This is a genomic window from Streptomyces sp. NPDC059003, assembly GCF_042740445.1.
GTDB lineage: Bacteria > Actinomycetota > Actinomycetes > Streptomycetales > Streptomycetaceae > Streptomyces.
Genome location: NZ_JBHYJH010000020.1, coordinates 55,261 through 77,939, shown reverse-complemented (window position 1 = coordinate 77,939; position 22,679 = coordinate 55,261). Strand labels below are relative to the sequence as shown.

Here is a 22,679-nt window from a genome sequence, read left to right as displayed (position 1 = left end):
CCTTAGAACCAATTTCCGCGGGTGTGGCGCTAGTAACACAACGGGGGTCGGTGGGTTATTGCGCTAAATAACCACCCCCGGCCGGGGCGCACCCGCGAAGGATCAGCCCACGCGCTCCAGCACGATCGGCCCCGCCGCGAAGTCCGAGCCGGTCGGCTCGATGTCGTACGCCCCGGTCAGCGACTCAAGGGCGTACGCGAAGCGGTCCGGCGTGTCCGTGTGGAGGGTGAGCAGCGGCTGCCCGGCCGTGACCGTCGCCCCGGGCTTGGCGTGGAGCTCGACGCCGGCGCCGCCCTGCACCGGGTCCTCCTTGCGGGCCCGCCCCGCGCCGAGGCGCCAGGCCGCGACGCCGATGTCGTACGCGTCGAGCCGGGTCAGGACGCCGGACGCCGGGGCGGTCACGACGTGCTGCTCGCGGGCCACGGGGAGCGCCGCGTCGGGGTCGCCGCCCTGCGCGGAGATCATGCGGCGCCACACGTCCATGGCGGAGCCGTCGGCGAGGGCCTTGGCGGGGTCGGCGTCGACCAGGCCCGCCGCGTCGAGCATCTCGCGGGCCAGGGCGAGGGTGAGCTCGACGACGTCGGCGGGGCCGCCGCCCGCCAACACCTCGACGGACTCGCGGACTTCGAGGGCGTTGCCCGCGGTCAGGCCGAGCGGGGTCGACATGTCGGTGAGCAGGGCGACCGTGCGGACGCCGTGGTCGGTGCCGAGACCGACCATGGTGGAGGCGAGTTCGCGGGCGTCGTCGATCGTCTTCATGAAGGCGCCGGTGCCGACCTTCACGTCGAGGACCAGGGAGCCCGTGCCTTCCGCGATCTTCTTCGACATGATCGAGGAGGCGATCAGGGGGATCGCCTCGACCGTGCCCGTCACGTCCCGCAGGGCGTAGAGCTTCTTGTCGGCCGGGGCGAGGCCGTCGCCCGCGGCGCAGATCACGGCGCCCGTGCCGTCGAGGACCGAGAGCATCTCCTCGTTGGAGAGCAGGGCGCGCCAGCCGGGGATGGACTCCAGCTTGTCGAGGGTGCCGCCGGTGTGGCCGAGGCCGCGGCCCGAGAGCTGCGGCACGGCGGCGCCGCACGCGGCGACCAGCGGGGCGAGCGGCAGCGTGATCTTGTCGCCGACGCCGCCGGTGGAGTGCTTGTCGGCGGTGGGGCGGGAGAGCGAGGAGAAGTCCATGCGCTCGCCGCTCGCGATCATCGCGGCCGTCCAGCGGGCGATCTCGCGGCGGTTCATGCCGTTCAGGAGGATCGCCATGGCCAGGGCCGACATCTGCTCGTCGGCGACGGCGCCGCGCGTGTACGCGTCGATGACCCAGTCGATCTGCTCGTCGCTGAGCTCACCGCGGTCCCGCTTCGTACGGATGACGGAGATGACGTCCATGGCATGTCCTTCCGGCAGTAACAGTCGTGCGTAGACGGGACTCTACGCGCATAGAGGGCGCGGCTGAAGAAGGCCCCCGGCGCCGGCCGGGGGCCCTGCCTCAGTTCAGGTGCTGCGGCCCGAACGCGTCCGGCAGCATCTCGTCGAGGGACCTGACCCCCGCCGACGTCTCCAACAGGAGCCCGGGGCCGCCGAATTCGTACAGGAGCTGGCGGCACCGGCCGCACGGCATCAGGATCGCGCCCTTGCCGTCGACGCACGTGAAGTGGGTCAGACGGCCGCCGCCGGTCAGCCGGAGCTGGGAGACCAGGCCGCACTCGGCGCACAGGCCGAGGCCGTACGACGCGTTCTCGACGTTGCAGCCGGTCACGACGCGCCCGTCGTCGACCAGGGCCGCGGCGCCCACCGGGAAACCGGAGTACGGCGCGTACGCGTGGGACATCGCCTCGCGCGCGGCCTCCCGCAGGGCGTCCCAGTCGAACTCCGCGGCCGCTGACGTCACTTCCCTTGTCCCTTCCGGTACGGCATGCCGTCCGCCTTCGGCATCCGCAGGCGTTGGGCGGAGAGCGAGAGCACGAGCAGGGTGACCACGTACGGCGTCGCCGTCACGACCTGGTTCGGCACCTCGTCGGTGAGGCCGTACCAGGCGAACATCAGCGCCGAGACCGCCGCGGTGACCGCCGCGGGGACGTAGCGCTTGCGCCACACCAGGTAGAGCGCACCGATGACCAGAAGGATGGCGATCAGAAGCAGCAGCGCGTGGACATTCGTGCCGCCGCCCCGCAGCTTCAGGCTGTCGGTGTAACCGAACAGGCCCGCGCCGAGCGCGAGGCCGCCCGGCATCCAGTTGCCGAAGATCATCGCGGCGAGGCCGATGTAGCCGCGCCCGCCGGTCTGGCCTTCGAGGTAGATGTTCGACGCGACCAGGGACAGGAACGCGCCGCCGAGGCCCGCGAGGCCGCCGGAGATCACGACCGCCAGGTACTTGTACTTGTAGACGTTGACGCCGAGGGACTCCGCCGCGACCGGGTTCTCACCGCAGGAGCGAAGCCGCAGGCCGAACGGCGTGCGCCACAGGACGAACCAGCTCAGCGGCACCATCGCGACCGCGATGACGGTGAGCGGAGAGACGTCGGTGAGCAGCCCGCCGAGCAGGCCCGCGAGGTCGGAGACCAGGAACCAGTGCTTCTCGTTGAGGTCCTGGAGCCAGTCCGAGAGCCCCGGCACGGAGAACTTGCCGAGCGATTCGACGCCCGGCGACTGCTTGGACGTGCCGCCCTCCTTGCCCTCGAAGGCGTACGTGGAGAGGTAGCGGGTGGTGCCGAGCGCGAGGATGTTCAGGGCCACACCGGACACGATGTGGTTGACGTTGAAGGTGACCGTGACGATCGCGTGCAGCAGGCCGCCGATCGCGCCGCCGAGCACGCCGAAGAGGATGCCGACCCACGGCCCCCACTGGTAGCCCGCCCAGGCGCCGAACCAGGTGCCGAGGATCAGCATGCCTTCGAGGCCGATGTTGACCACGCCCGCGCGCTCGGCCCACAGGCCGCCGAGGCCCGCGAGGCCGATCGGCACGGCCAGGCGCAGCGCGCCGGACATCTGCCCGGTGGACGTGATGCCGTGGGCGTCGGTGATCAGACGGACCACGGACGTCAGGACGAGGACGCCCGCGATGATCAGGAGCAGGACGGGGAGCGAGACGCGGCGGCGGCCCGGCGCGGGTGCCGAGGGCGCGGCCTTGGTGACGGTTGCCGTGCTCATCGGGCAGCCACCTCCTTCACGGAGTCGTTGTTGCCGTTGTTGCCGTTGCCCCCGGCGGCGCGGGCCGCGGCGGCGAGTTCCTCACCGACGCGCTGCTGCTGGCGGCTCAGGCCCCAGCGGCGTACGGCCTCGTACGAGACGACGACCGCGATCACGATCAGGCCCTGCATGATGACCGCGATCTCCTTGTCGTACCCCTTGTAGTCGAGCGCGGGGGACGCCTTGTCGAGGAACGCGATGAGCAGGGCGGCGACGGCGATGCCCACGGGGCTGTTGCGGCCGAGCAGCGCGATGGTGATGCCGGTGAAGCCGAGTCCGGTCGGGAAGCTCAGGCTGTACGTGTGCACGTCGCCGAGCAGGATCGGCATGCCTGCGAGACCCGCGACCGCGCCGGAGATCAGCATGGCGGTGAGCACCATGCGCTTGGCGTTCACACCGGACGCGGCGGCCGCGGACTGCGAGGCGCCGGTGGCGCGCAGGTCGAAGCCGAAGCGGGTGCGGTTGAGGATCAGCCAGTACAGGACGCCCGCGAGGACGGCGACGACCACGAAGCCGTAGATCTCGCCGGACGCGCCCATGTCGATGCCGGGGAACCAGCCGGAGGAGTGCATGACGCCGGTGGTCTGGTTGTTGCCGACCGGGACGCCGAAGTTCTCGTCGAGGGTGAGGTAGCCGATGACGCTCGTCGCGATCGCGTTCAGCATGATCGTCGCGACGACCTCGCTGACGCCGCGCGTGGTCTTCAGGATGCCCGCGATGCCCGCCCAGAACGCGCCGGTGAGCATGGCGACCAGGATCAGGAGCGGGATCTGCAGGCCCGAGGGCAGCGACACGTGCGCGCCGACGACGGCGGTGACCATCGCAGCGAGGCGGTACTGGCCGTCGACGCCGATGTTGAACAGGTTCATGCGGAAGCCGACGGCCACCGCGAGCGCCGCCAGGTAGTACATCCCGGCCTGGTTGATGATCAGGACCTGGATGTCGGAGAACGTGGCCTGCTCGAACATCAGGCTGTACGGCTCGATCGGGCTCTTGCCCGACGCGATCAGGACGACCGAGGTGAGCACCATGGCCGCAACGAGCGCGATGACCGGACCGGCCGCCGCGAGGAGCAGGCGCTCCTTGTCGAACTTCTTCATCGGGCCTCGTCCTCCGGGGCGTCGGCGGGTTCCTCGGTGTGCTCCAGGTGGCCGGTGGCCGCGCCCGTCATCGCCGAGCCCAGCTCCTCCGGCGTGATCGACGCCGGGTCGGCGTCCGCGACGAGCCTGCCGCGGTAGATCACCCGGAGCGTGTCGGAGAGGCCGATGAGCTCGTCCAGGTCGGCGGAGATGAGCAGCACGGCGAGGCCCTCGCGGCGGGCCTCGCGGATCTGGTCCCAGATCTGCGCCTGCGCGCCGACGTCCACGCCCCGCGTGGGGTGCGCGGCGATGAGGAAGCGCGGCTTGTGGCTCATCTCGCGGCCGACGATCAGCTTCTGCTGGTTGCCGCCGGACAGCGAGGCCGCGGTCACGTCGATGCCGGGCGTGCGGACGTCGTACTCCTCGACGATGCGCCGGGTGTCGGCCTGCGCGCCCTTGATGTCGAGGAGAAAGCCGCCCTTGCCGCGGGTGTTGGGCTGCTCGGTGACGTGGCCGAGGATGCGGTTCTCCCAGAGCGGGGACTCCAGGAGCAGGCCGTGGCGGTGCCGGTCCTCGGGGATGTAGCCGACGCCCTCCTCGCGGCGCTTGCGCGTCGCCCAGGCGGTGATGTCCTCGCCGGCGAGGCGGATGGCGCCGGAGTCGGCGCCCTTGAGGCCGATGAGGGCGTCGATCAGCTCCGTCTGGCCGTTGCCCTCGACACCCGCGAGGCCGAGGACCTCGCCCTCGTGGATGGTGAAGGAGATGTCGTCGAGCAGCGCGCGGTCCGAGCCGTCGGCGAGCAGCCGCAGGGCCTCGACCTCGATCATCGGCCGGTCGGTGACCGTCGACTCGGCGGTCTCCGGCGTCGGCAGCTCGCTGCCCACCATCAGCTCGGCGAGCTGGCGCGGCGTGGTCTCGGACGGGATCGCCGTGCCCACCGTCGTGCCGCGGCGGATGACGGTGATGTCGTCGGCTACGGACAGGACCTCACCGAGCTTGTGCGAGATGAAGATGACGGACAGGCCCTCGGACTTGAGCTCGCGCAGGTTGTCGAAGAGCGCGTCGACCTCCTGCGGCACGAGGACGGCGGTCGGCTCGTCGAGGATGAGGGTGGTGGCGCCGCGGTAGAGGACCTTGAGGATCTCCACGCGCTGCCGGTCGGCGACGCCGAGGTCCTCGACGTAGACGTCGGGGCGCACGCCGAGGCCGTAGCGGTCGGAGATCTCCAGGACCTTGCGGCGGGCCCCGGCGCCGATGCCGTACAGCTTCTCGCTGCCGAGGACGATGTTCTCCAGGACCGTCAGCTGGTCGGCGAGCATGAAGTGCTGGTGCACCATGCCGATGCCGCGCACGATGGCGTCGGCGGGGCTGTTGAAGGAGACCTGGGTCCCGTCGACGGCGATGGTGCCCTCGTCCGGCTTCTGCATGCCGTAGAGGATCTTCATCAGGGTCGACTTGCCGGCGCCGTTCTCGCCGACGAGGGCGTGGACGGTGCCCTTGCGGACGCTGAGGTGGATGTCGTGGTTGGCCACGACGCCCGGGAACCGCTTGGTGATGCCGCTGAGCTCCACGGCGCACGCGGCGGTCGGGGTGGGCGGAGGGGTGGTGGACGCGTCGATGGCGCACTCTCCTCGGGGACTTAAAGGGAGGGGGCCTGCGCCGCGCACGCGGTGTGCCCCTGCTTCACGCCTCAGGCGCCACCGTGCCCGCCAACTGGCGGGCGGGACACGGTGGTTGAGGCCTTGGCCGCGCGAACGGGGCGTGAGCCGACCTCTCGGTCATCGTCCCCACACCCCGTTCCGCGGCGATCACGCCGCTGTTACAGCGCCGTCTTGACCTTGATCTTGCCGCTGGCGATGCCCTGCTTGGCCTTCTGCAGAGCGGCCTGCAGGTCCTTCATCTTGGTGAACTCCGGGTTGGAGGAGGCGAGTCCGACACCGCCGGACTTGAGGTCCGCGCGCACGACGCCGCCCTCGGCCTTGCCATCCTGGACCGACTTCACCAGGTTGTACACCGCGCCGGAGACGTCCTTGGTGGCCGACGTCAGGATGTACTTCTTGTACTTGTCGAGCGCCTTCTGCTTGTACTGGTCGGAGTCGACGCCGATCGCCCAGACCTTCTTGGCGGCGGCGGCCTCGATGACGCCCTGACCGGACAGGCCCGCCGCGTGGTAGACCACGTCGGCGCCGCCCTCGATCTGGCCGCTGGCCGCCTCCTTGCCCTTGTCCGGGCTGGAGAAGCCGCCGTCCTCGGCCTTGTCGGTGAGGAACTGGCGCTTGACCTTGACCGACTTGTCGGTGGCCTGGACGCCCTGGACGAAGCCCGCCTCGAACTTGCGGATCAGCGGGTTGTCGACACCGCCGACGAAGCCGACGGTCTTGGACTTGGTGGCCTTGGCGGCGGCGACGCCCGCCAGGTACGAGGACTGCTCCTCGGTGAAGACCAGGTCGGCGACGTTCTTGGCGTCGATGGTGGCGTCGTCGACGATGCCGAAGGTGACGTCCGGGTTCTTGGCCGCGACCTCCTTGACGGCGGGCGCGTAGGCGAAGCCGACGCCGATGACCGGGTTGTAGCCCTGCTTGGCCAGCTCGGTGAGGCGCTGGATCTTGTCGGCGTCGGACTCGCCGTCCGTCGGCTCGACGGCCTTCTTGCCGATCTTGAATTCCGCGGCGGACTTGTTCATGCCCGCCGTCGCGGCGTCGTTGAAGGACTGGTCGCCCGCGCCGCCGACGTCGTACGCGATGGCGACGCCCTTGCTCTTGCCACCGTCGTCGCTCTTGGCGGCGTCGCTGGAGGTGCCGCCACAGGCGGAGACGGAGACGGCGAGGGCGGCGGTCGCGGCGGACGCGAGCGCGAATCGGGACACCCGGCGCATAGGGACGAACTCCTTAGACAAGGACCTGGTGCGTACGCGGATACGGCCGCGGCGTGTGCATGAGGTGCGCGGCTGCGCGTGCACACGCTGCGAGAACGTACGGAGGCGTACGCGAGGACGTAACGGAGGTGCGCCTCACCCGGCGCGATTTCGCCGCAGCGTAACGCGCGTAGACCTGACATAAGAACCCTTCTGTCCGGTCCGTTATCGACCTGTGGCCCCCGGGCGACGGGGAGATGACGGGTGGGTGATCATCCTGGCGGGGGCGCCGATCGGAGCGGATCCGCCGGGCCCCAACGGGTTATACGTACGACTTGTTAACGCCGTACGTACGGCGCGGCACGGGAGTTATACGTAAGACGTGAACCTCCCCACGGAGGGCTGCAGATCGCCCTTCGGGCTCGTCCTCAAACTCCCCCAAGCTCTTGAGGAGCAGGGGGTACCCCCTCGACGGGCTGGTTGTTATGGCCGAGTCTTGACCTTGACCTTGCCGGTGATGATGTCCTGCTTGGCCCGCTCGACGGCGGCCACGACGTCCTTGCGGCTCCGGTACGCCGGGTTGGAGTCCGAGAAGCCGACGCGGCCCGACTTGAGGTCGTACCTCTGGGTGCCGTTCATCGGCTTGCCCCGTACGACCGACTTCGTCAGGTCGTACACCGCGCCGCCGACGTCCTTGAAGGCCGAGCCGAGGATGTACTTCTTGTACTTGCCGAGGGCCTTCTGCTTGTACTGGTCGGAGTCGACGCCGATCGCCCACTTGTGCTGCGAACCGGCTTCCTGGATCACGCCCTGGCCGGAGAGCCCGGCCGCGTGGTAGAGCACGTCGGCGCCGGCTTCGAGCTGACCGCTCGCGGCGTCCTGCCCCTTGTCCGGGCTCGCGAACCCGCCCTCTTCGGGCTTCTCGGTCAGATACCGCTTCTCGATCTTGATCTTCGGGTCGACCGACTTCACGCCCTGTACGAACCCGGCCTCGAATTTATGAATGATCGGAATGTCGACGCCGCCGATAAAGCCGACGTGCTTGGCCTTGGTCGTCCGCGCCGCGGCGACCCCGGCGAGATAGGACCCCTGTTCCTCGTGGAATACGAGGTCGGCGACGTTGTCGGCCTTGACGGTGTTGTCGTCGATGATGCCGAAGGTCGTGTTCGGGTACTTCTTCGCGACGTCCTGAATGGCGGGCGCGTAGATGAAGCCGACGCCGATCACCGGGTCGTAGCCCTGCCGGGCGAGCTCCTCGATGCGCTGGGTCTTGTCGGCGCTCGACTCGCCGTCGCCCGGCTCCATGTCGACGCCGCCGATCCTGAAGTCCTTGCGGGCGCGCTGATAGCCGGAGTGCGCGGCGTCGTTGAAGGACTGGTCGCCCTGGCCGCCGATGTCGTAGGCGAGACCGATGCCCTTGCCCCGGTAGCCGCCCTTCTTGCCGCCGCCACCGTCATCGTCGTCCTTGGCGGCGTCGCCGCTGGTCTCACCGCAGGCGGTGGCCAGCAGGGCGAGGGCGGCTGCCGCCACGAACAGCCGGGCCACTGGTTTCTCTGGACGTACTGGAAGCACTGGACGCACCCCTTACGTTCCCCAACGCACCGTCGTGGGCGCTGATTTCGGCGCACATTAACGCGCGTAGAAAGGGAGGGGAACGGGTCGGGCGGCGGCCGTTATCGATTCGTGGCGGTGCCTGATACGCGGAATCCTTCCGTCAGGAAGAACGCGATGTGGCGTCGAGGAGCGCGGCGGCCGTGAAGAGTTCCACGCCCACCGTGATGGCGTGTTCGTCGGCGTCGAAATCCCCCTGGTGGAGGTCGCGGACCGTGCGCTCGCCCGGCGTGCGGACGCCGAGCCGGGCCATGGCGCCCGGCACGTGCTCCAGGTACCAGGAGAAGTCCTCGCCGCCCAGGCTCTGCTCGGTGCCCTCGACGGCCTCGGCGCCCCGGCGGGCGGCCATGGCGTCCCTCAACAGGTCGGTCACGGCCGGGTCGTTGACGACCGGCGGCACGCCCCGCACGTAGTTGATCTCCAGCTTGGCGCGGTACAGGTCGGCGACCTCCTGGACGGCGGCGTGCACGAGGTCGGGGGCCTGCCGCCAGGCGCCGAGGTCGAGGCAGCGGATGGTGCCGGAGAGCTCGGCGTGCTGCGGGATCACGTTGCACGCGTGGCCCGCCTCGATGCGGCCCCACGTCATGGAGAGCCCCGAGCGGGCGTCGACGCGGCGGGCCACGAGCGCGGGCACGTCCGTGACGACCTTGGCGGCGGCCGTGACGAGGTCGACGGTCAGATGGGGCCGGGCGGTGTGGCCGCCCGGCCCGTCGAGGGAGACCTCGAGGCGGTCGCACGCGGACGTGATGGGGCCGTGCCGCAGGCCGATGCGCCCGGCGTCGACGCGCGGGTCGCAGTGCACGCCGATGATCCGGCCGACGCCGTCGAGGGCGCCGCTGTCGATGGCGTCGGGCGCCCCGCCGGGCAGCACCTCCTCGGCGGGCTGGAAGATCAGCCGCACCGGCTGCGGGAGCCGGCCCTGCCGGGCGAGGTCGGCGAGGACGAGTCCGGCGCCGAGGACGACGGTCGTGTGGACGTCGTGGCCGCAGGCGTGGGCGCGGTCGGGGACGGTGGAGCGGTACGGCACGCCCCGCTTCGTGTCCGGGATGGGCAGGGCGTCGATGTCCGCGCGCAGCGCGAGCACGGGGCGCCCGTCGAGGGCCGGGATGTCGCCGATGTCGCAGATGAGTCCGGTGCCGCAGCCGAGTACGCGGGGGGCGAGGCCCGCTTTCTCCAGGCGTGCCTTGAGCGCCGATGTCGTACGGAACTCCTGGTTGCCCAGCTCCGGGTGCATGTGCAAGTCGCGCCGGAAGGCGATGAGTTCGGCGCGGAGCGCCTCGGGCAGCGTGCCGGGCAGGGCCGGCGCCTGGGCGCCGGCCGGCGCTCCGGGGGGCGTGGCCCCGGCGCCTTCGGACGCGTCTTCGGATTCAGACTCGCGGGACATCAGTTGGTTCACCCTGTGAAGGGTAAGGCGATGAACGGGTCAACTAAGCCTCGATCAACAAAAGTTCAGCCAGATTGAGGTAAGAAAAGTGGCCCCCGAGCGCATGTCCGCTTCGTACGGAGGGTATGAGGAATAGTTACCTCCTCCCTGCGGAGAGCGATCATTGCAGGTCAGCGGACTCAACCTGTGGGTGCAGGGTCATCCTTGAGGTGGAGGAGTGACGATCCGCCCGCCAAGCGGCTGACGGGCAGACTCCGGTACGGGGATGCGCGTGCGGACGGATGTACGGACGGGTGTCCGACGTCGGCCTCCGCAAACGCCGCCCGTACGGCCAGGCCTGCGGCCGCGTCGCCGATGTCCGGGCTGGGACACAACAAGTGGGTCCCGGACGCGTCCGGGTCGGCGCACGGCGGCGCGGCGCGCAGGCTGACGGCACCAGCCAAGGGGGGAAGGCGCGGTGCCTGGGTCCGATCCTCGCCGGTACCGATCAATGGCTGGTCAACGGCGGGTGAACAGGGCCGTTGGGGGCGCCGCTCGCCGCGTACGGCGCCTGCGCGCGGGCGCCGCCGAAATCCGGTGCAATCCGCTCGGCGTCCTTCTCCGAACGTACGGGTGTGCGGCCCGGTTCAGGCTCCGTGAGCGCGGAGCCCCCTGGCCGCCCGCGCCCCGACCGCAGCCTCCCCGCGGGACGGGCGCAGGGCTGTCCGCCGCGTGCCGCCGGTTGCCCCACCGGTGCGGCGGACCGTGCGGGCCGGTGTCCTTCCCACCGGCCCGCACACCCCTCTAGCATCGCCCCATGAGCGGACGCCGCCCGCACCCCGCGCTGCTCCTGGCCCTCAGTGGTACGACGGCGCTGCTGGCCCTGACCGCGTGCGGCGTCGACGGCGTGGACGCCGGTGCCTCTGCGTCGCCGAGCCGTGGCGGCGAGGGCGGCAGGTTCGTGGTCTGCTACCGCGTCGGCCCCGAACCGGTACCGCCGCCCACGGACTCGGCCTGCTCCGAGACCGAGCCCACCCCGGAGAAGCCGACGCCCACGGTCACCATGACCCCTCGCCGGGACCCGGACAGCGGCGTGGGCGGCCCGACGTGCGGGCCGGACGACGACGAGGGCGTGACCCGCCACGGCTCCCCTCTCGCGTGCGTCCCGAACGGCAGGCACAAGGAGTGGGACTGGAGCATGAGCCCGGACAAGGGAGCGCCCTGCGTCGACGAGGGCGAGTGGGCGGTGCCCACGGCGGTCCTGAGCATGGTCTGCCGCGACGGCAGGTGGCGGTCCGAGCCCCTCGTGACGCCGAGTCCCACCCCCACCGAGGACCCGAACCCCACGCCCGGCCGGGGCGTCGGCAAGGTTCCCGTGCCGCCGCCGGGCTTCACCGTGCCGTCCGCGCCGGCGGGCCGTTGAGCGGCGCCGCGCCTACGGATGGCCGTGCCGAGGGTCGTCCTACGCCGGTGCCGCCGCCTGGCGGGTCGGCTGGGGCGGTAGGGCGGGCATCGTGGGCGGGGTCGCCATCGACGCGAGGCGCTGTACGTCCCGGGCCGTTCCCGTGACGCCCGACAGGAAGCCCTGTGCCCGGGGTGACGCCGTGTCCGTCAGCCAGGTCGGGTCGATGTCCATGACCGCGACCCTGACCTCCGTGCCGGAGAGGGCGAGAGGGAGGGTGTGGACGACGGTGGAGGGGAAGCTGAGGATGGTGCGGCCGATGGGGCCGCGGCGGGCGATGAGTTCCAGGGGGAGGTCGGGGCGGACCACCTGGAGACCGGTCTCCACGGCCAGGCGGTGCAGCTTCTCGGCGCTCTCGCGGCGGTGCGCGAAGTAGCGCGCCGCCCCGTGCGTGCGGGCGAGCGCGGCCACCGCCTCCACATAGCGGTCGAGGTCCACCACGCCCGTCTCCACCAGGGACGTGCCGACCAGGTCCGCGCCCTTGGTGATGCGCGGCGGGCCGAAGCGGGCCCGCGTCCACGCGAAGGAGTTCACGGTGACCCGCACCCCGTCGGGCGCCGAGTCGATGGGCATGGACGAGAAGACCTCGACCCGGCGGCGGCCCTTGGGGCTCGGGGTGAGGCGGCGGCGGGCCGAGGACGAGACCGGCATGAAGACCATGTCCCGGGGGCTCGGGCGGCCGCCCCTGCGGTGCCAGCGCGTCAGGCGCTCCCCGCGCGCCAGCTGGGTGACGAACTCCATCGTGGCCGTGCCGTCGTCGACGACGACCAGGTCCCGGGCGCGGGTGATGGTGAGCAGGAGTTGCACGTAGCGGGAGAAGGGGTCGCCGATCACTATCCGCGACGCGCGGCGCAGCGGGGCCGCGAGGCCGCCGATCGTGTGGAACGGCGCCGTCGTGCCGCCCCGCGCCTCCTCCCAGCGCACCTGAATGCCCTCGCCGCGCGCCAGTTCCGCCATGCGGCGCAGCTGGCCCCGGGTCATGGGGTCGGTCGGGGACAGGACGACCAGGGTCAGTTCGCCCGGGGCCAGGGGGTGCTCCCGGTCCCCCGCCGTGCGGGCCTCGCCCGCCGCGTACGCCCACTCCAGGACGTTGAGCAACTGCACCGGCGACTCCACGAACGCCAGCGTGCCGTGCGGTGCCTTCGCGGCGGCGCGGCGCGCGCTCCGTGCTGACATGGGTCCTCCCGTGCGGGATGGGGCGGGGCGAGCGACAGGTGGGGCGGGTGGCCGCCCGGGAACGCGGGTGCGGGAGCGGCACCGGCGCGCTCCCGGGGGCGCCGGGGGCCGGCGGGCGCGACCGGGAGCGCCCGCCGGCGAGCAGAGCCGGACGGCTCGGACAGCCCGGGCGGCTCAGACGGCGACCGGCTCGCGGTCGGCCGCGTCGGCCTCCGCGACGACGCCCGCCACGCGGCGCAGCTTCTTCATCGGGCCGAGCTCGGACTCGTACACCTTCTTGACGCCGTCGCCGAGCGAGGCCTCGATGGTGCGGATGTCGCGGACCAGGCGCGTGAGGCCCTGCGGCTCCACGGACGCGGCCTGGTCGGAGCCCCACATCGCGCGGTCGAGCGTGATGTGGCGCTCGACGAAGGTGGCGCCGAGGGCGACGGCGGCGAGCGTGGTCTGCAGGCCCGTCTCGTGGCCGGAGTAGCCGATCGGGACGTTCGGGTACTCGGCCTGGAGCGTGTTGATCACGCGCAGGTTGAGCTCCTCGGCCTTCGCCGGGTACGTCGACGTGGCGTGGCAGAGCAGGATGTTGTCGGAGCCGAGGACCTCGACGGCGTGGCGGATCTGCTTCGGGGTCGACATGCCGGTCGAGAGGATGATCGTGCGGCCCGTGGCGCGCAGGGCGCGGAGCAGCTCGTCGTCCGTCAGGGACGCGGAGGCGACCTTGTGGGCGGGCACGTCGAACTTCTCGAGGAAGGCGACGGCCTCGGTGTCCCACGGGGACGCGAACCAGTCGATGCCGCGCTTCTTGCAGTGCTCGGTGATGGCCTGGTACTCGGACTCGCCGAACTCCACGCGGTGGCGGTAGTCGATGTACGTCATGCGGCCCCAGGGGGTGTCGCGCTCGATGTCCCACTGGTCGCGCGGCGTGCAGATCTCCGGCGTGCGCTTCTGGAACTTCACCGCGTCGCAGCCCGCGTCGGCGGCCACGTCGATGAGCGCGAGGGCGTTCTCCAGGTCGCCGTTGTGGTTGATGCCGATCTCACCCGTGATGTAGACGGAGTGGCCGGGCCCGGCGGTCTTGGAACCGAGCGTGCGCAGGCGGTTGTTGGAGGCCGTAGTGCTCATGGCAGGAACTGTCCTTAACTGTTGAGGGAGGGGCCGAGGATCCAGGCGGCGATCTCTCGGATCGCGCCGTCACCGCCGGGGACGGTGGTGACCGCGCGTGCGGCGCCGCGCACGACGTCGTGGGCGCTCGCGACCGCCACGGGCCAGCCGACGAGGCCGAAGCACGGGAGGTCATTGACGTCGTTGCCGACGTAGAGCACGCGCTCGGGAGCGATGCCCTGCTCCTCGCACCACTGCTTCAGTGCGAGGTCTTTGCGGTCGATGCCGTGCAGCACGGGGATCTTGAGCTTGCGTGCACGCGCGGCGACGACCGGGTTCTGTTCCGTGGACAGGATCAGCATCGTCAGGCCCGACCTGCGCAGGGCGGCGATGCCGAGGCCGTCACCGCGGTGCACGGTGACGAACTCCCGTCCGTCGGAGTCGATCAGCACCTTGTCGTCCGTCTGGGTGCCGTCGAAGTCGAGTACGACCGCGTCGATGTCGTCGCGGGTGGGAAGGGCGGCCTGGTCCCCGGCGCGGACCGCGTCGAAGAGCGGGGCCAGGGCGCGGGCGCGGGCCAGGTCGTGCGGGTCGTCGATCTCGAGGACGCGCGCGGGGTCGGTCCGCACCAGTTCGGTGTGGCCGAAGAAGCGGTGCTTGTGCTCGCGGAAGCCGGGCGCCGCCATGCCGTACACCGCGCCGGTCTCCAGGAGGTCCTGGGGGCGGTCCTGGCGGCGCGGGCGGAACGACTTGTCGTGGTTCACGCCGTAGCCGCCGGAGGTGACGGTGCCGGTGACGACCGTGGTGGTGCCGCCCTCGGCCGCGGTGCGCTCGCCCTCGATGGCGGGCGGCTCGTCGCCCGCGTCGCGCCAGATGAAGCCGTGGAAGGGCGCGACCGTGTGCGCCGTGTCCGCGCCGCCCGCCACGATCGCGTCGACGATGCCGTCGACGTCCTCGCGGGTGATGAAGGGGCTCGTGCACTGGACGAGGAGGACCACGTCCACCGCCCGGCCGTGCCGCTCCTCGTGCGCGTCCATGGCGTGCAGGACCGCCGCCTCGCTGGTGGCCGTGTCGCCCGCGATGGCCGCGGGGCGAAGCACCACCTCGGCGCCCGCCGCGCGGGCCGTCTCGGCGATCACCGTGTCGTCCGTGGACACGACGACGTCGGTGACCAGCGGGGACGCGGTGCACGCACGGACCGCGCGGGCCACGAGCGGGACCCCGCCGACCGGCGCGAGGTTCTTCGCGGGCACCCCCTTGGATCCGCCGCGCGCGGGGATGACGGCGAGGACACGGCGCGCCGGCGCGGTCTCTGGGCGGGGGTTGGACATGGCGGCTCCTTCAGGGCCTGGTGCGTCGGGGGTTCCCGGGGTCTCAGGGGTGCCGGGCGCGGGGCTCGGCTCGGCGGGCCGGGCGCGGCCCTGCGGCGGGATCGCGGCTCGCCCGTCCGCGTCCGGCGGGATCACAGCTCGCCCATCCGCCGGATGACCGGCGCGACGCGCTGCACACCGTGCCGGTAGGCGCCGCGGGCCGCGCTGCGCACGGCCTGGCGCACCGGGCCCGGGTCGCGGTCGGCGGCGGGGGCGCCGGGCAGCGGCGCGCCGTCGAGGCCGAGGTGGTGGCGGGCGAGGATGCCGGGCAGATAGCCGGGCGCGGTGGTGCGGGTGTAGTACGGCCGCAGCGGCGGGAGCCCGGTGCCGCGGGCCTGCCCGGCGAGCTCGGCGACCCGCTCGCGCGCCGCGTCGAAGGCCGTCGCGTACGTCCCGTCGGCGGCGACCCCCTGCCGGGCGACCCACGCGGGGTCGGGCTCCGGCGCGTGCCCCGCGTCCAGCTGGTCCCAGGAGGCGAGGCACCCGGAGCCGATGAAGGCGTGGTTGCCGAGCGCCTCACGGATGCCGAAGTCGGTGAGGACGGCGGTCGGGACGCACCGGTGCAGCGCTTCGAGCGCGGCGGTGGAGCTGACGGTGACGAGCAGGTCGGTGCGGTCGAGGACCTCGCCCATGTGCCCGTAGACGAGGCGGAAGTTGGGCGGCGGCTCCATGCCCTTGACCAGCTTCTGGTACGGCAGCTCCTCGATGTGCGTGGTGTGCTCGCCGGGCTTGCTGCGCAGCTTGAGCAGGACCTCGCGGTCGGGGTGGCGCCGGGCGTGCCCGATGAGGCGGTCCAGGAGGTGGATCCGGTCGGCGCGCTTCTCCGGCACGGAGGGCTGCGCGGCGAAGACCACGGTGTAGGGGCCGCGCTCCTGCTGTGGGGCGGACGGGTCGCGGGGCGCGTACGGCGCGCCGCCGAGGAACGGCAGGGCGGCCTCCACGACGCTCGACGCCTCGGCGCCCACCCCCTCGTACACCGCGCGGAACCGCTCCGCGTCCTGGCGGGAGTTGGCGAGGACGACGTCCGCGCCGTGCCGAAGGAGCAGGCCGTCGGCGAGCTTCTCGTAGACGACGCCGACGTAGCCGGTGACGACGACGGGGCGGCGGCGGGTGCCGGACCAGGCGCGGGCGAGTCCGTGCAGGACGGCCTGGACGCCGCCGCCGACGAGGGCGAGCACGAGGAGGTCGTACTCCGCCCCCTGGTCCTCCATGGCGCTCAGGAACTCGATGGCCGTGACCTCGCGCAGGCTGTCCGCGCGCACCCCGACCTCCTGGAGCTGGCGGGGCGTGGGCGTGGCCCGGCCGCGCAGCAGGAATCCGTCGAGATGGACCTCGGTGGAGCCGGGCTCGGCGCCCGCGAGGCGGCTCGCGGTGAGAGCGCCCCACTTCCACCGGGTGTCGGAGTCGGCGAGCACGGCGACCCGCGTCGTCTTGTTGCTTACTGGCACGTCGAAGACGCTAGGAACCCATTTCGATTGAAGGCCCAACTCAGGTGCAACAAACGGTTAACAGCGTGCCGACGAATGGCGAATCGGCAGCGCAAACGGGTGACGGCAGGGGCGGACGGAGCCCGGTTAACCATTCCGCCACGCTTCGTTCACCTGACATCCCACCGTCGGTCAAGACGAATGCCGGGCCGACACCTAACGTCTCGCACGTGGTTAAGCTCTCCGTCATCGTGCCGTTCTACAACGTGCAGCAATACGCGCCCGACACCTTGAAGTCCCTGCGTGCGAACGCGCGGAGAGACTTCGAATTCATTCTCGTCGACGACTGTTCGACGGACGGGACGCCGGACATCCTGGAGCGCGCGGCGCGCGAACTACCGGGGGCCGTGCATCTCAGACACGAACAGAACGGGGGCCTGGCCACCGCCCGCAACACGGGCCTGGACGCGGCACGCGGCGAGTACGTCACGTTCCTCGACGGCGACGACTGGCTCGCGCCCGGATATTACGAGCAACTGCTCGCGTCCATCGATGAGTTGGGCTGCGACTTCCTGCGCACCGACCACGTGCAGTGCACGGCGCGCGCCCGCAGCGTGCACCGCGTCCCGCACGGCGTGCGCGGCACCGTCCTGAATCCGCGCGACGTGATACTGCCCGCGGACCGCTCCACGTCCGTCGACTACGCCTTCGCGTGGGCGGGCATCTACCACCGCCGCCTGCTCGACAAGGGCCTGCTCCACTTCACGCACGGCCTGCGCACCGCCGAGGACCGGCCGTGGATCTGGCGCCTGCACCGGGAGGCGGAGACCTTCGCCGCGGTCGGGCTTCTCGGCGTGTTCTACCGGCGCGGCGTGGCGTCCTCGCTCACGCAGATCGGTGACGTACGGCAGCTGGACTTCATCAAGGCGTTCGACCAGGTGGTGCGGGAGACGGCCGAGGACCGCGACGCGGCCCTGCTGCTCCCGAAGGCCGTCCGTACGTACTGCGCGATCATCTCCCACCACCTGGGATCCATCGAGAGGTTCGAGCCCGCCGTGGCACGGAAACTGAAGACGCTGAGCGCGGCCGCGCTGAAGCGGATGCCGCAGGGCGTCCTGGAGGAGGCCCTGAACTCCATGGACATGCAGCGGGCCACGCGCCTGCGGCGCCTGCGCCGGCGCTCGGTCGCCCCCGGGGAGGTGGCCGCGTGAGCCCCGCCGGATCCCCGGTGCGCGACCCGCACGCCGCCGCCCTCGCCGCCGCGCGCCCCGACGGCAGCCGCCGCACCACGCAGATCTTCTTCGCGTCCACGCTGTACGGCATCGCCACCCTCGCCGCCGCCCTGGACACCGACCGCTTCGCCCCGGCCGACCGGCGCGTCCTGCTCATCGCCAACAACGCCGCGACGCCCGAGACGACGCCGTCCGTCGACACGATGCCCGGCTTCGACAAGCTGCGCGCCCGCTTCGACGACGTGCTCTCGTGGAACGAGGCCATCTCGCCGTTCCACCCGGGCGGCTGGTCGCCGCGCGGCGACGATCTTCCGCTGTGGGAGCGGTACTTGCGGCTCGCCTGGCACCTCGGCGACGACCAGGTCGAGCTGGCCGTCGAGTCGATCCAGGTCAACCCGGCGCTCGCCATCGCCCGGATCTTCAACGGCGCGCCCGTCGACGTGTACGCCGACGGCCTGATGAGCTACGGCCCGACCCGCAGCAAGCTGGACCCGCTCGTCGGCACGCGCGTACGCCGCCTGCTCCACCTCGACCTGGTGCCCGGGCTCACGCCGATGCTGCTCACCGAGTTCGGCGTGGCGCCCGAGGTCGTACCGACCGAGGACTTCCTGAAGGTCCTCGGCGAACTCGCCGACAGCGAGGCCGAGTCGGGCATCCTCGACGCCCTGCCGCAGGTGTCCGAGCCGGCGCTGCTGCTCGGGCAGTATCTGTCCGCCCTCAACATCCTCACCGCCGAGGAAGAGGAGGACCTGCACAGCCGGATGCTGGGCGCCGTCGCCGCCCTCGGCCACACGCGCGTGGTCTTCAAGCCGCACCCGACGGCACCGGCCCGCTGGTCGCGGCAGCTGGAGCTGGAGGCCGAGCGGCTCGGCGTCGAGCTGACCGTCCTGGACACGCCGGTGCTCGCGGAGGTCCTCTACCAGCGGATGCGGCCCGCGCTCGTCGTCGGCTGCTTCTCGACGGCCCTGCTCACCGCGTCCGCCTTCTACGACCTGCCGGTGGCCCGCATCGGCACGGAGCTGCTCCTGGAGCGCCTGAAGCCGTACGAGAACAGCAACCGCATCCCGGTCACCCTGGTCGACGCGCTGCTGCCGGACGTCACCGACAGGGCCGCCGTCGAGCGGCAGGGCCCGCGCCCCGACCCAGGGGCCCTGACCGGCCTGGTGCGGGCCGTGGGCTTCGCCATGCAGCCGAAGATCTACCCGAGCCTGCGCCCGGCCGTGGAGCGGTATCTCACCGCCCACCTCGACGACCGCACGTGGCGGTACTTCAAGAAGCGCCGCCTGACGTCGCTGGCGCTGCCGGGCGGCATCCCGGTACAGCTGGCGTTCATCCCGCGCAACGCGGCCGTGCGGAAGGTGGCGCGGCGGGCGCGGTCGATCAAGCGGGCGGCGCTGGGCTGACGAGCGGCACGGAGTGCGCGGACGGGGCGCGTGGACGGGGTGCGCGGGCGGGGTGCCCGAACCCCTTCCGCGCGCCCCGTCCCCGTAAGGAAGAATCCGCGCACCCCGTCCCCGTAAGGCGGAAATCGAGGTCTCGTTCACCTCGAATTCACCTCGCGGAGTTTTCCCCTGTGGCCGGAAGCGGCATTGCGGGGCGCGCCTTGACCGTGCCGGGAACGACCCCCTAGCGTCCCGGGAAATCGCGTCCGCGAACGAGAGCGATATCCCCCCATGCCTGCTGCGCACGACACTGCCATGCTTCCCCACGAGCTCAAGGACGTTCCCGGCTGGTTTCCCCCGCTCGACCAGCTGCTTTTCGACTGGTTCCTGACGGGACAGGAATCGCGGGGCGTACGCGGCGATCTTCTGGAGATCGGCGTCTACCTGGGCAAGAGCGCGATTCTCATCGGCCACCATCAACAGGCCGACGAGGAGTACACGGTCTGCGACCTGTTCGAGAACGAGGCGCCGGACGGCGCCAACAAGGCCGAGTCGACGAAGTCCTATCCGACCCTGACGAAGCAGGCGTTCGAGCGGAACTACCTCTCGTTCCACGACGAGCTGCCGCGCGTCCTGCGCGGCCCGAGCTCCGTCGTCCCGGACGAAGTGGCCCCGGACTCCTGCCGGTTCGTGCACGTCGACGCCTCGCACCTGTACGAGCACGTGCACGGCGACATCGGCGCCGCGTACGAGACCCTGCTCCCCGAGGGCGTCGTCGTCCTCGACGACTTCCGCTCGGAGCACACGCCGGGCGTGTCCATCGCGGCCTGGGAGGCCGTGCTCAACCGGGGCCTGAAGCCCATCTGCCTCAGCACGCAGAAGCTGTACGGGACGTGGGCCGACCCCGGGCCCGTGCAGGAGGAGCTCCTCGCCATGGTGCGGGAGCGGGACGACTGCCACCTGAGCGTCCAGGAGGCGGCGGGCCACCGGATCGTCCGGGTCAAGTCCAAGAAGGGCATGCCGCCGCCGGCCTTCCCGCGCTCGCGGCACTACCGTCCGCCCGGCCCGGCGGACCCCGCCCCCCTCGCGGCCGTCCCGGCGCAGCCGGACCGCACCGGCACCCGGTCCCGCGCACGACGGCTCGCGGCGGACCTGCTGCCGCCGGTGGTGACGCGGGCGGTGCGCAAGGGGCGGTCGTAGGGAATCCCTGAGGGGGACGGCCCGGGGCGCGGTCACGCCCCCGGGCCGCCCCGGAGCGTCGCCCCGATCCCCGCCACCACCGCGGCGAGCCCCTCCTCGAACCCGTCCTCGAACCCGCGGAACATCTCGTCGCCCGCGGCGGCCGTCAGGGGGAAGTCCTTCAGGCGCTCGGCGCGGTCGGCGAGGTCGTACCCGCCGGGCCCGTCCTCGGGGTCGGGGCCCATGGCCTGCTCCTCGATGACGTAGCCGATGGTGTAGCTGTACGCGGTCACCAGGGCACGCGCCGCCCTGCCCGGCGCGAAGCCCTGGCGGGTGAGCCGGTGCAGCTGCGCCTCCATCGGCGTGGCGTACGTCGTGCCCGTGAAGTGGGTGCCGCTGTAGACCTTCGCGCCGTCGCGGTAGCGCAGGAGGTGGCGGCGCAGGCTCCGCATCGCCGCCGTGAGAGCGCTCTCCCAGTCGGCGTCCGGCTCGCCTTCGAGCTCCGGCGTCATGCGGCGCAGCATCTCCGTCGCCATCTCGTCGAGCAGCGCCTGCTTGTCCTTGAAGTGCCAGTACAGCGCCGGGGCCTTGACGTCGAGCTCCTTGGCGATCGCGCGCAGGGTCAGGCCGTCGAGGCCGGTCTCGTTCAGCAGGTCGAGGGCGACGCACGCCACCCGCCGCCGGTCCAGTCGTGTCGTAGCCACGCAGACAACTTAACACCGTTAGGGGTTGACAACTTAACGCCGTTAAGTGCAGCCTCGGAGGCATGGAACTTAACAACGTTAAGGACGCTGACGTCGCAACGGCCGACGTCGTGATCGTGGGGGCCGGACCCACCGGGCTCGCCCTCGCCTGTGACCTGGCGCGGCGGGACGTCCGCGCCCTGGTCCTGGAGCGCGCCCCGCGGCTCTTCCCCGGCTCGCGCGGCAAGGGCATCCAGCCCCGCACCCTGGAGGTCCTCGACGACCTGGGCGTGGCGGAGGCGATGCTCGCGGCGGGCGGGCCCATGCCGGTCGGCATGGTGTGGCGGGACGGGGTGCGCCAGGGCGAGCAGCGCATGTTCGACGAGCCCAAGGCGACGGACTCCGCGCCGTACACGGCACCGTGGATGGTCCCCCAGTGGCGCACGCAGGAGATCCTGTACGCACGCCTGACGGAGCTCGGCGGCACGGTCAGCTTCGGCGCGGAGGTGACGGGGCTCGACCAGGACGCGGACGGGGTCACGGTGAGCCTGGCGGACGGCACGGCCGTGCGGGCGGCGTACGCGGTCGCGGCCGACGGCGGGCGCTCCACGGTGCGCCGCGCGCTCGGGATCGGCATGACGGGCGAGGAGGTCGACCCGAAGCCCGTCCTGGTCGCCGACATCCGCGTCGCCGAGCCGGCCCTGGACCGCGTGAACTGGCACATGTTCCCGCCCGCGGACGGCGACGAGCGCACCGGCTTCGCCGCGATCTGCCCGCTGCCCGGCATCCCTGACTTCCAGTTCGTCGCCCAGTTCCCGGACGGCACCGCGCCCGACACGTCGCCCGACGGCGTCCGCAAGGCCGTCGCCGCCCACACCCACCTCGCCGCGGAGGACGTCACGGAGGTGCGCTGGGCCTCGGACTTCCGGCCGCGGGCTGCGCTCGCGGACCGCTTCCGCGCGGGTCGCGCCTTCCTCGCGGGCGACGCGGCGCACGTGCACTCGCCCGCGGGCGGCCAGGGCCTCAACACCAGCGTGCAGGACGCGTACAACCTGGGCTGGAAGCTCGGCGCGGTGCTGCGGCACGGCGCGTCCGACGCGCTGCTCGACACGTACGAGGAGGAGCGCCGCCCCGTCGCCGCCGAGATGCTGAACCTGTCGACCGGCATCCACCGGGGCACCGCCCGGCGCGGCGCCGCCACGCGCCAGCTCGGCCTGGGCTACCGCACGTCGTCCCTCTCGGCCGAGACCCGGCAGGGCCTGCCGGACGACGCCCTGCGGGCGGGCGACCGCGCCCCGGACGGCGCGCTCGGCACCGGCCGGGTCTTCGACGCGCTGCGGGGCCCGCACTTCACGCTGCTCGCGGTGGGCCAGGACACCGAACTCCCCCATTCGGGTGGTGAGTTGGTGCGCGCACGACGGGCGGAGAGCATCACCGCATACGGGACCGGGCTCTTCCTGATCCGCCCGGACGGGTATGTGGCGTGGGCGGGCCGGGACGGAACGGGGCTGATGGCATACGCGGAGAGTGTCATGGATCACTTGAAGGCGGCCGTTGACCTCAATCAAACTTGAGGTCCTACGTTC

18 protein-coding genes are annotated in these 22,679 nt (G+C 71.8%); 5 read left to right on the top strand and 13 right to left on the bottom strand.

The window, feature by feature from the left end:
- Nucleotides 1-102 precede the first annotated feature (102 nt).
- The 8 genes from ACFWZ5_RS11240 to ACFWZ5_RS11205 form a co-directional block, all read right to left on the bottom strand.
- Entirely contained in the window at nt 103-1,380 is a 1,278-nt protein-coding gene (locus tag ACFWZ5_RS11240; protein ID WP_384803676.1) for a thymidine phosphorylase, read from the bottom strand.
- Nucleotides 1,381-1,480: 100 nt separating this feature from the next.
- Nucleotides 1,481-1,882 (bottom strand): cytidine deaminase, encoded by a 402-nt coding sequence (locus ACFWZ5_RS11235; RefSeq protein WP_384803679.1) that lies wholly within the window; start codon nt 1,880-1,882, stop codon nt 1,481-1,483.
- Nucleotides 1,879-3,141 carry an ABC transporter permease gene (locus tag ACFWZ5_RS11230; protein WP_384803682.1) on the bottom strand — a complete coding sequence of 421 codons (1,263 nt, stop codon included), beginning with the start codon at nt 3,139-3,141 and terminating at the stop codon, nt 1,879-1,881. The genes ACFWZ5_RS11235 and ACFWZ5_RS11230 overlap by 4 nt, the downstream gene beginning before the upstream one ends.
- Nucleotides 3,138-4,280 carry an ABC transporter permease gene (locus ACFWZ5_RS11225; RefSeq protein WP_384803685.1) on the bottom strand — a complete coding sequence of 381 codons (1,143 nt, stop codon included), beginning with the start codon at nt 4,278-4,280 and terminating at the stop codon, nt 3,138-3,140. Before ACFWZ5_RS11225 ends, ACFWZ5_RS11230 begins: the two co-directional genes overlap by 4 nt.
- On the bottom strand, nt 4,277-5,878 hold the full coding sequence (locus ACFWZ5_RS11220) for an ABC transporter ATP-binding protein (protein WP_384803694.1): 1,602 nt from the start codon (nt 5,876-5,878) through the stop codon (nt 4,277-4,279). Before ACFWZ5_RS11220 ends, ACFWZ5_RS11225 begins: the two co-directional genes overlap by 4 nt.
- Before the next feature lie 200 nt (nt 5,879-6,078).
- Nucleotides 6,079-7,134, bottom strand: a complete 1,056-nt coding sequence (locus ACFWZ5_RS11215) for a BMP family protein (RefSeq protein ID WP_384803688.1) — start codon at nt 7,132-7,134, stop codon at nt 6,079-6,081.
- Nucleotides 7,135-7,596: 462 nt separating this feature from the next.
- Nucleotides 7,597-8,685: a BMP family protein gene (locus ACFWZ5_RS11210; RefSeq protein ID WP_384803691.1), complete on the bottom strand. Its 1,089-nt coding sequence runs from the start codon at nt 8,683-8,685 to the stop codon at nt 7,597-7,599.
- A 142-nt stretch (nt 8,686-8,827) separates the two neighbouring features.
- A complete protein-coding gene (locus tag ACFWZ5_RS11205) occupies nt 8,828-10,108 on the bottom strand; it encodes an amidohydrolase (RefSeq protein WP_384890653.1) in 1,281 nt (426 codons plus the stop codon).
- 796 nt (nt 10,109-10,904) lie between these two features.
- Between ACFWZ5_RS11205 and ACFWZ5_RS11200 the strand changes: the two genes are divergently transcribed.
- Nucleotides 10,905-11,510 carry a hypothetical protein gene (locus ACFWZ5_RS11200; protein WP_384803273.1) on the top strand — a complete coding sequence of 202 codons (606 nt, stop codon included), beginning with the start codon at nt 10,905-10,907 and terminating at the stop codon, nt 11,508-11,510.
- 39 nt (nt 11,511-11,549) lie between these two features.
- Here ACFWZ5_RS11200 and ACFWZ5_RS11195 read toward each other — a convergent pair whose 3' ends face one another.
- The 4 genes from ACFWZ5_RS11195 to ACFWZ5_RS11180 all read right to left on the bottom strand — a co-directional run bounded on the left by ACFWZ5_RS11195 (nt 11,550) and on the right by ACFWZ5_RS11180 (nt 16,638).
- Nucleotides 11,550-12,725: a hypothetical protein gene (locus ACFWZ5_RS11195; RefSeq protein ID WP_384803276.1), complete on the bottom strand. Its 1,176-nt coding sequence runs from the start codon at nt 12,723-12,725 to the stop codon at nt 11,550-11,552.
- A gap of 174 nt (nt 12,726-12,899) precedes the next feature.
- Nucleotides 12,900-13,841, bottom strand: a complete 942-nt coding sequence (locus tag ACFWZ5_RS11190) for an N-acetylneuraminate synthase family protein (protein WP_384803279.1) — start codon at nt 13,839-13,841, stop codon at nt 12,900-12,902.
- A 14-nt stretch (nt 13,842-13,855) separates the two neighbouring features.
- A complete protein-coding gene (locus ACFWZ5_RS11185) occupies nt 13,856-15,151 on the bottom strand; it encodes a cytidylyltransferase domain-containing protein (RefSeq protein WP_384803282.1) in 1,296 nt (431 codons plus the stop codon).
- Nucleotides 15,152-15,282: 131 nt separating this feature from the next.
- Entirely contained in the window at nt 15,283-16,638 is a 1,356-nt protein-coding gene (locus ACFWZ5_RS11180) for a DUF6716 putative glycosyltransferase (RefSeq protein ID WP_384803285.1), read from the bottom strand.
- A 209-nt stretch (nt 16,639-16,847) separates the two neighbouring features.
- Between ACFWZ5_RS11180 and ACFWZ5_RS11175 the strand changes: the two genes are divergently transcribed.
- The 3 genes from ACFWZ5_RS11175 to ACFWZ5_RS11165 all read left to right on the top strand — a co-directional run bounded on the left by ACFWZ5_RS11175 (nt 16,848) and on the right by ACFWZ5_RS11165 (nt 20,431).
- Nucleotides 16,848-17,828, top strand: a complete 981-nt coding sequence (locus ACFWZ5_RS11175; RefSeq protein ID WP_384803288.1) for a glycosyltransferase family 2 protein — start codon at nt 16,848-16,850, stop codon at nt 17,826-17,828.
- Between the two features lie 17 nt (nt 17,829-17,845).
- Nucleotides 17,846-19,252, top strand: coding sequence for a polysialyltransferase family glycosyltransferase (locus ACFWZ5_RS11170; protein ID WP_384803296.1), 1,407 nt, complete (start codon nt 17,846-17,848; stop codon nt 19,250-19,252).
- 270 nt (nt 19,253-19,522) lie between these two features.
- Complete coding sequence (locus tag ACFWZ5_RS11165) at nt 19,523-20,431, top strand: class I SAM-dependent methyltransferase (protein ID WP_384803291.1); 909 nt, start codon at nt 19,523-19,525, stop codon at nt 20,429-20,431.
- Between the two features lie 32 nt (nt 20,432-20,463).
- On the opposite strand, the gene ACFWZ5_RS11160 is transcribed toward ACFWZ5_RS11165, so the two are convergent.
- Entirely contained in the window at nt 20,464-21,114 is a 651-nt protein-coding gene (locus ACFWZ5_RS11160; RefSeq protein ID WP_384803294.1) for a TetR/AcrR family transcriptional regulator C-terminal domain-containing protein, read from the bottom strand.
- 62 nt (nt 21,115-21,176) lie between these two features.
- Between ACFWZ5_RS11160 and ACFWZ5_RS11155 the strand changes: the two genes are divergently transcribed.
- A complete protein-coding gene (locus ACFWZ5_RS11155; protein ID WP_384890647.1) occupies nt 21,177-22,667 on the top strand; it encodes an FAD-dependent monooxygenase in 1,491 nt (496 codons plus the stop codon).
- Nucleotides 22,668-22,679 lie beyond the last annotated feature (12 nt).

Coding starts and splice junctions, on each gene's coding strand:
- ACFWZ5_RS11240 (WP_384803676.1), bottom strand. CDS start 1,380: ATGGACGTCATCTCCGTCATCCGTACGAAGCGGGACCGCGGTGAGCTC.
- ACFWZ5_RS11230 (WP_384803682.1), bottom strand. CDS start 3,141: ATGAGCACGGCAACCGTCACCAAGGCCGCGCCCTCGGCACCCGCGCCG.
- ACFWZ5_RS11225 (WP_384803685.1), bottom strand. CDS start 4,280: ATGAAGAAGTTCGACAAGGAGCGCCTGCTCCTCGCGGCGGCCGGTCCG.
- ACFWZ5_RS11215 (WP_384803688.1), bottom strand. CDS start 7,134: ATGCGCCGGGTGTCCCGATTCGCGCTCGCGTCCGCCGCGACCGCCGCC.
- ACFWZ5_RS11205 (WP_384890653.1), bottom strand. CDS start 10,108: ATGTCCCGCGAGTCTGAATCCGAAGACGCGTCCGAAGGCGCCGGGGCC.
- ACFWZ5_RS11200 (WP_384803273.1), top strand. CDS start 10,905: ATGAGCGGACGCCGCCCGCACCCCGCGCTGCTCCTGGCCCTCAGTGGT.
- ACFWZ5_RS11195 (WP_384803276.1), bottom strand. CDS start 12,725: ATGTCAGCACGGAGCGCGCGCCGCGCCGCCGCGAAGGCACCGCACGGC.
- ACFWZ5_RS11190 (WP_384803279.1), bottom strand. CDS start 13,841: ATGAGCACTACGGCCTCCAACAACCGCCTGCGCACGCTCGGTTCCAAG.
- ACFWZ5_RS11185 (WP_384803282.1), bottom strand. CDS start 15,151: ATGTCCAACCCCCGCCCAGAGACCGCGCCGGCGCGCCGTGTCCTCGCC.
- ACFWZ5_RS11165 (WP_384803291.1), top strand. CDS start 19,523: ATGCCTGCTGCGCACGACACTGCCATGCTTCCCCACGAGCTCAAGGAC.
- ACFWZ5_RS11155 (WP_384890647.1), top strand. CDS start 21,177: ATGGAACTTAACAACGTTAAGGACGCTGACGTCGCAACGGCCGACGTC.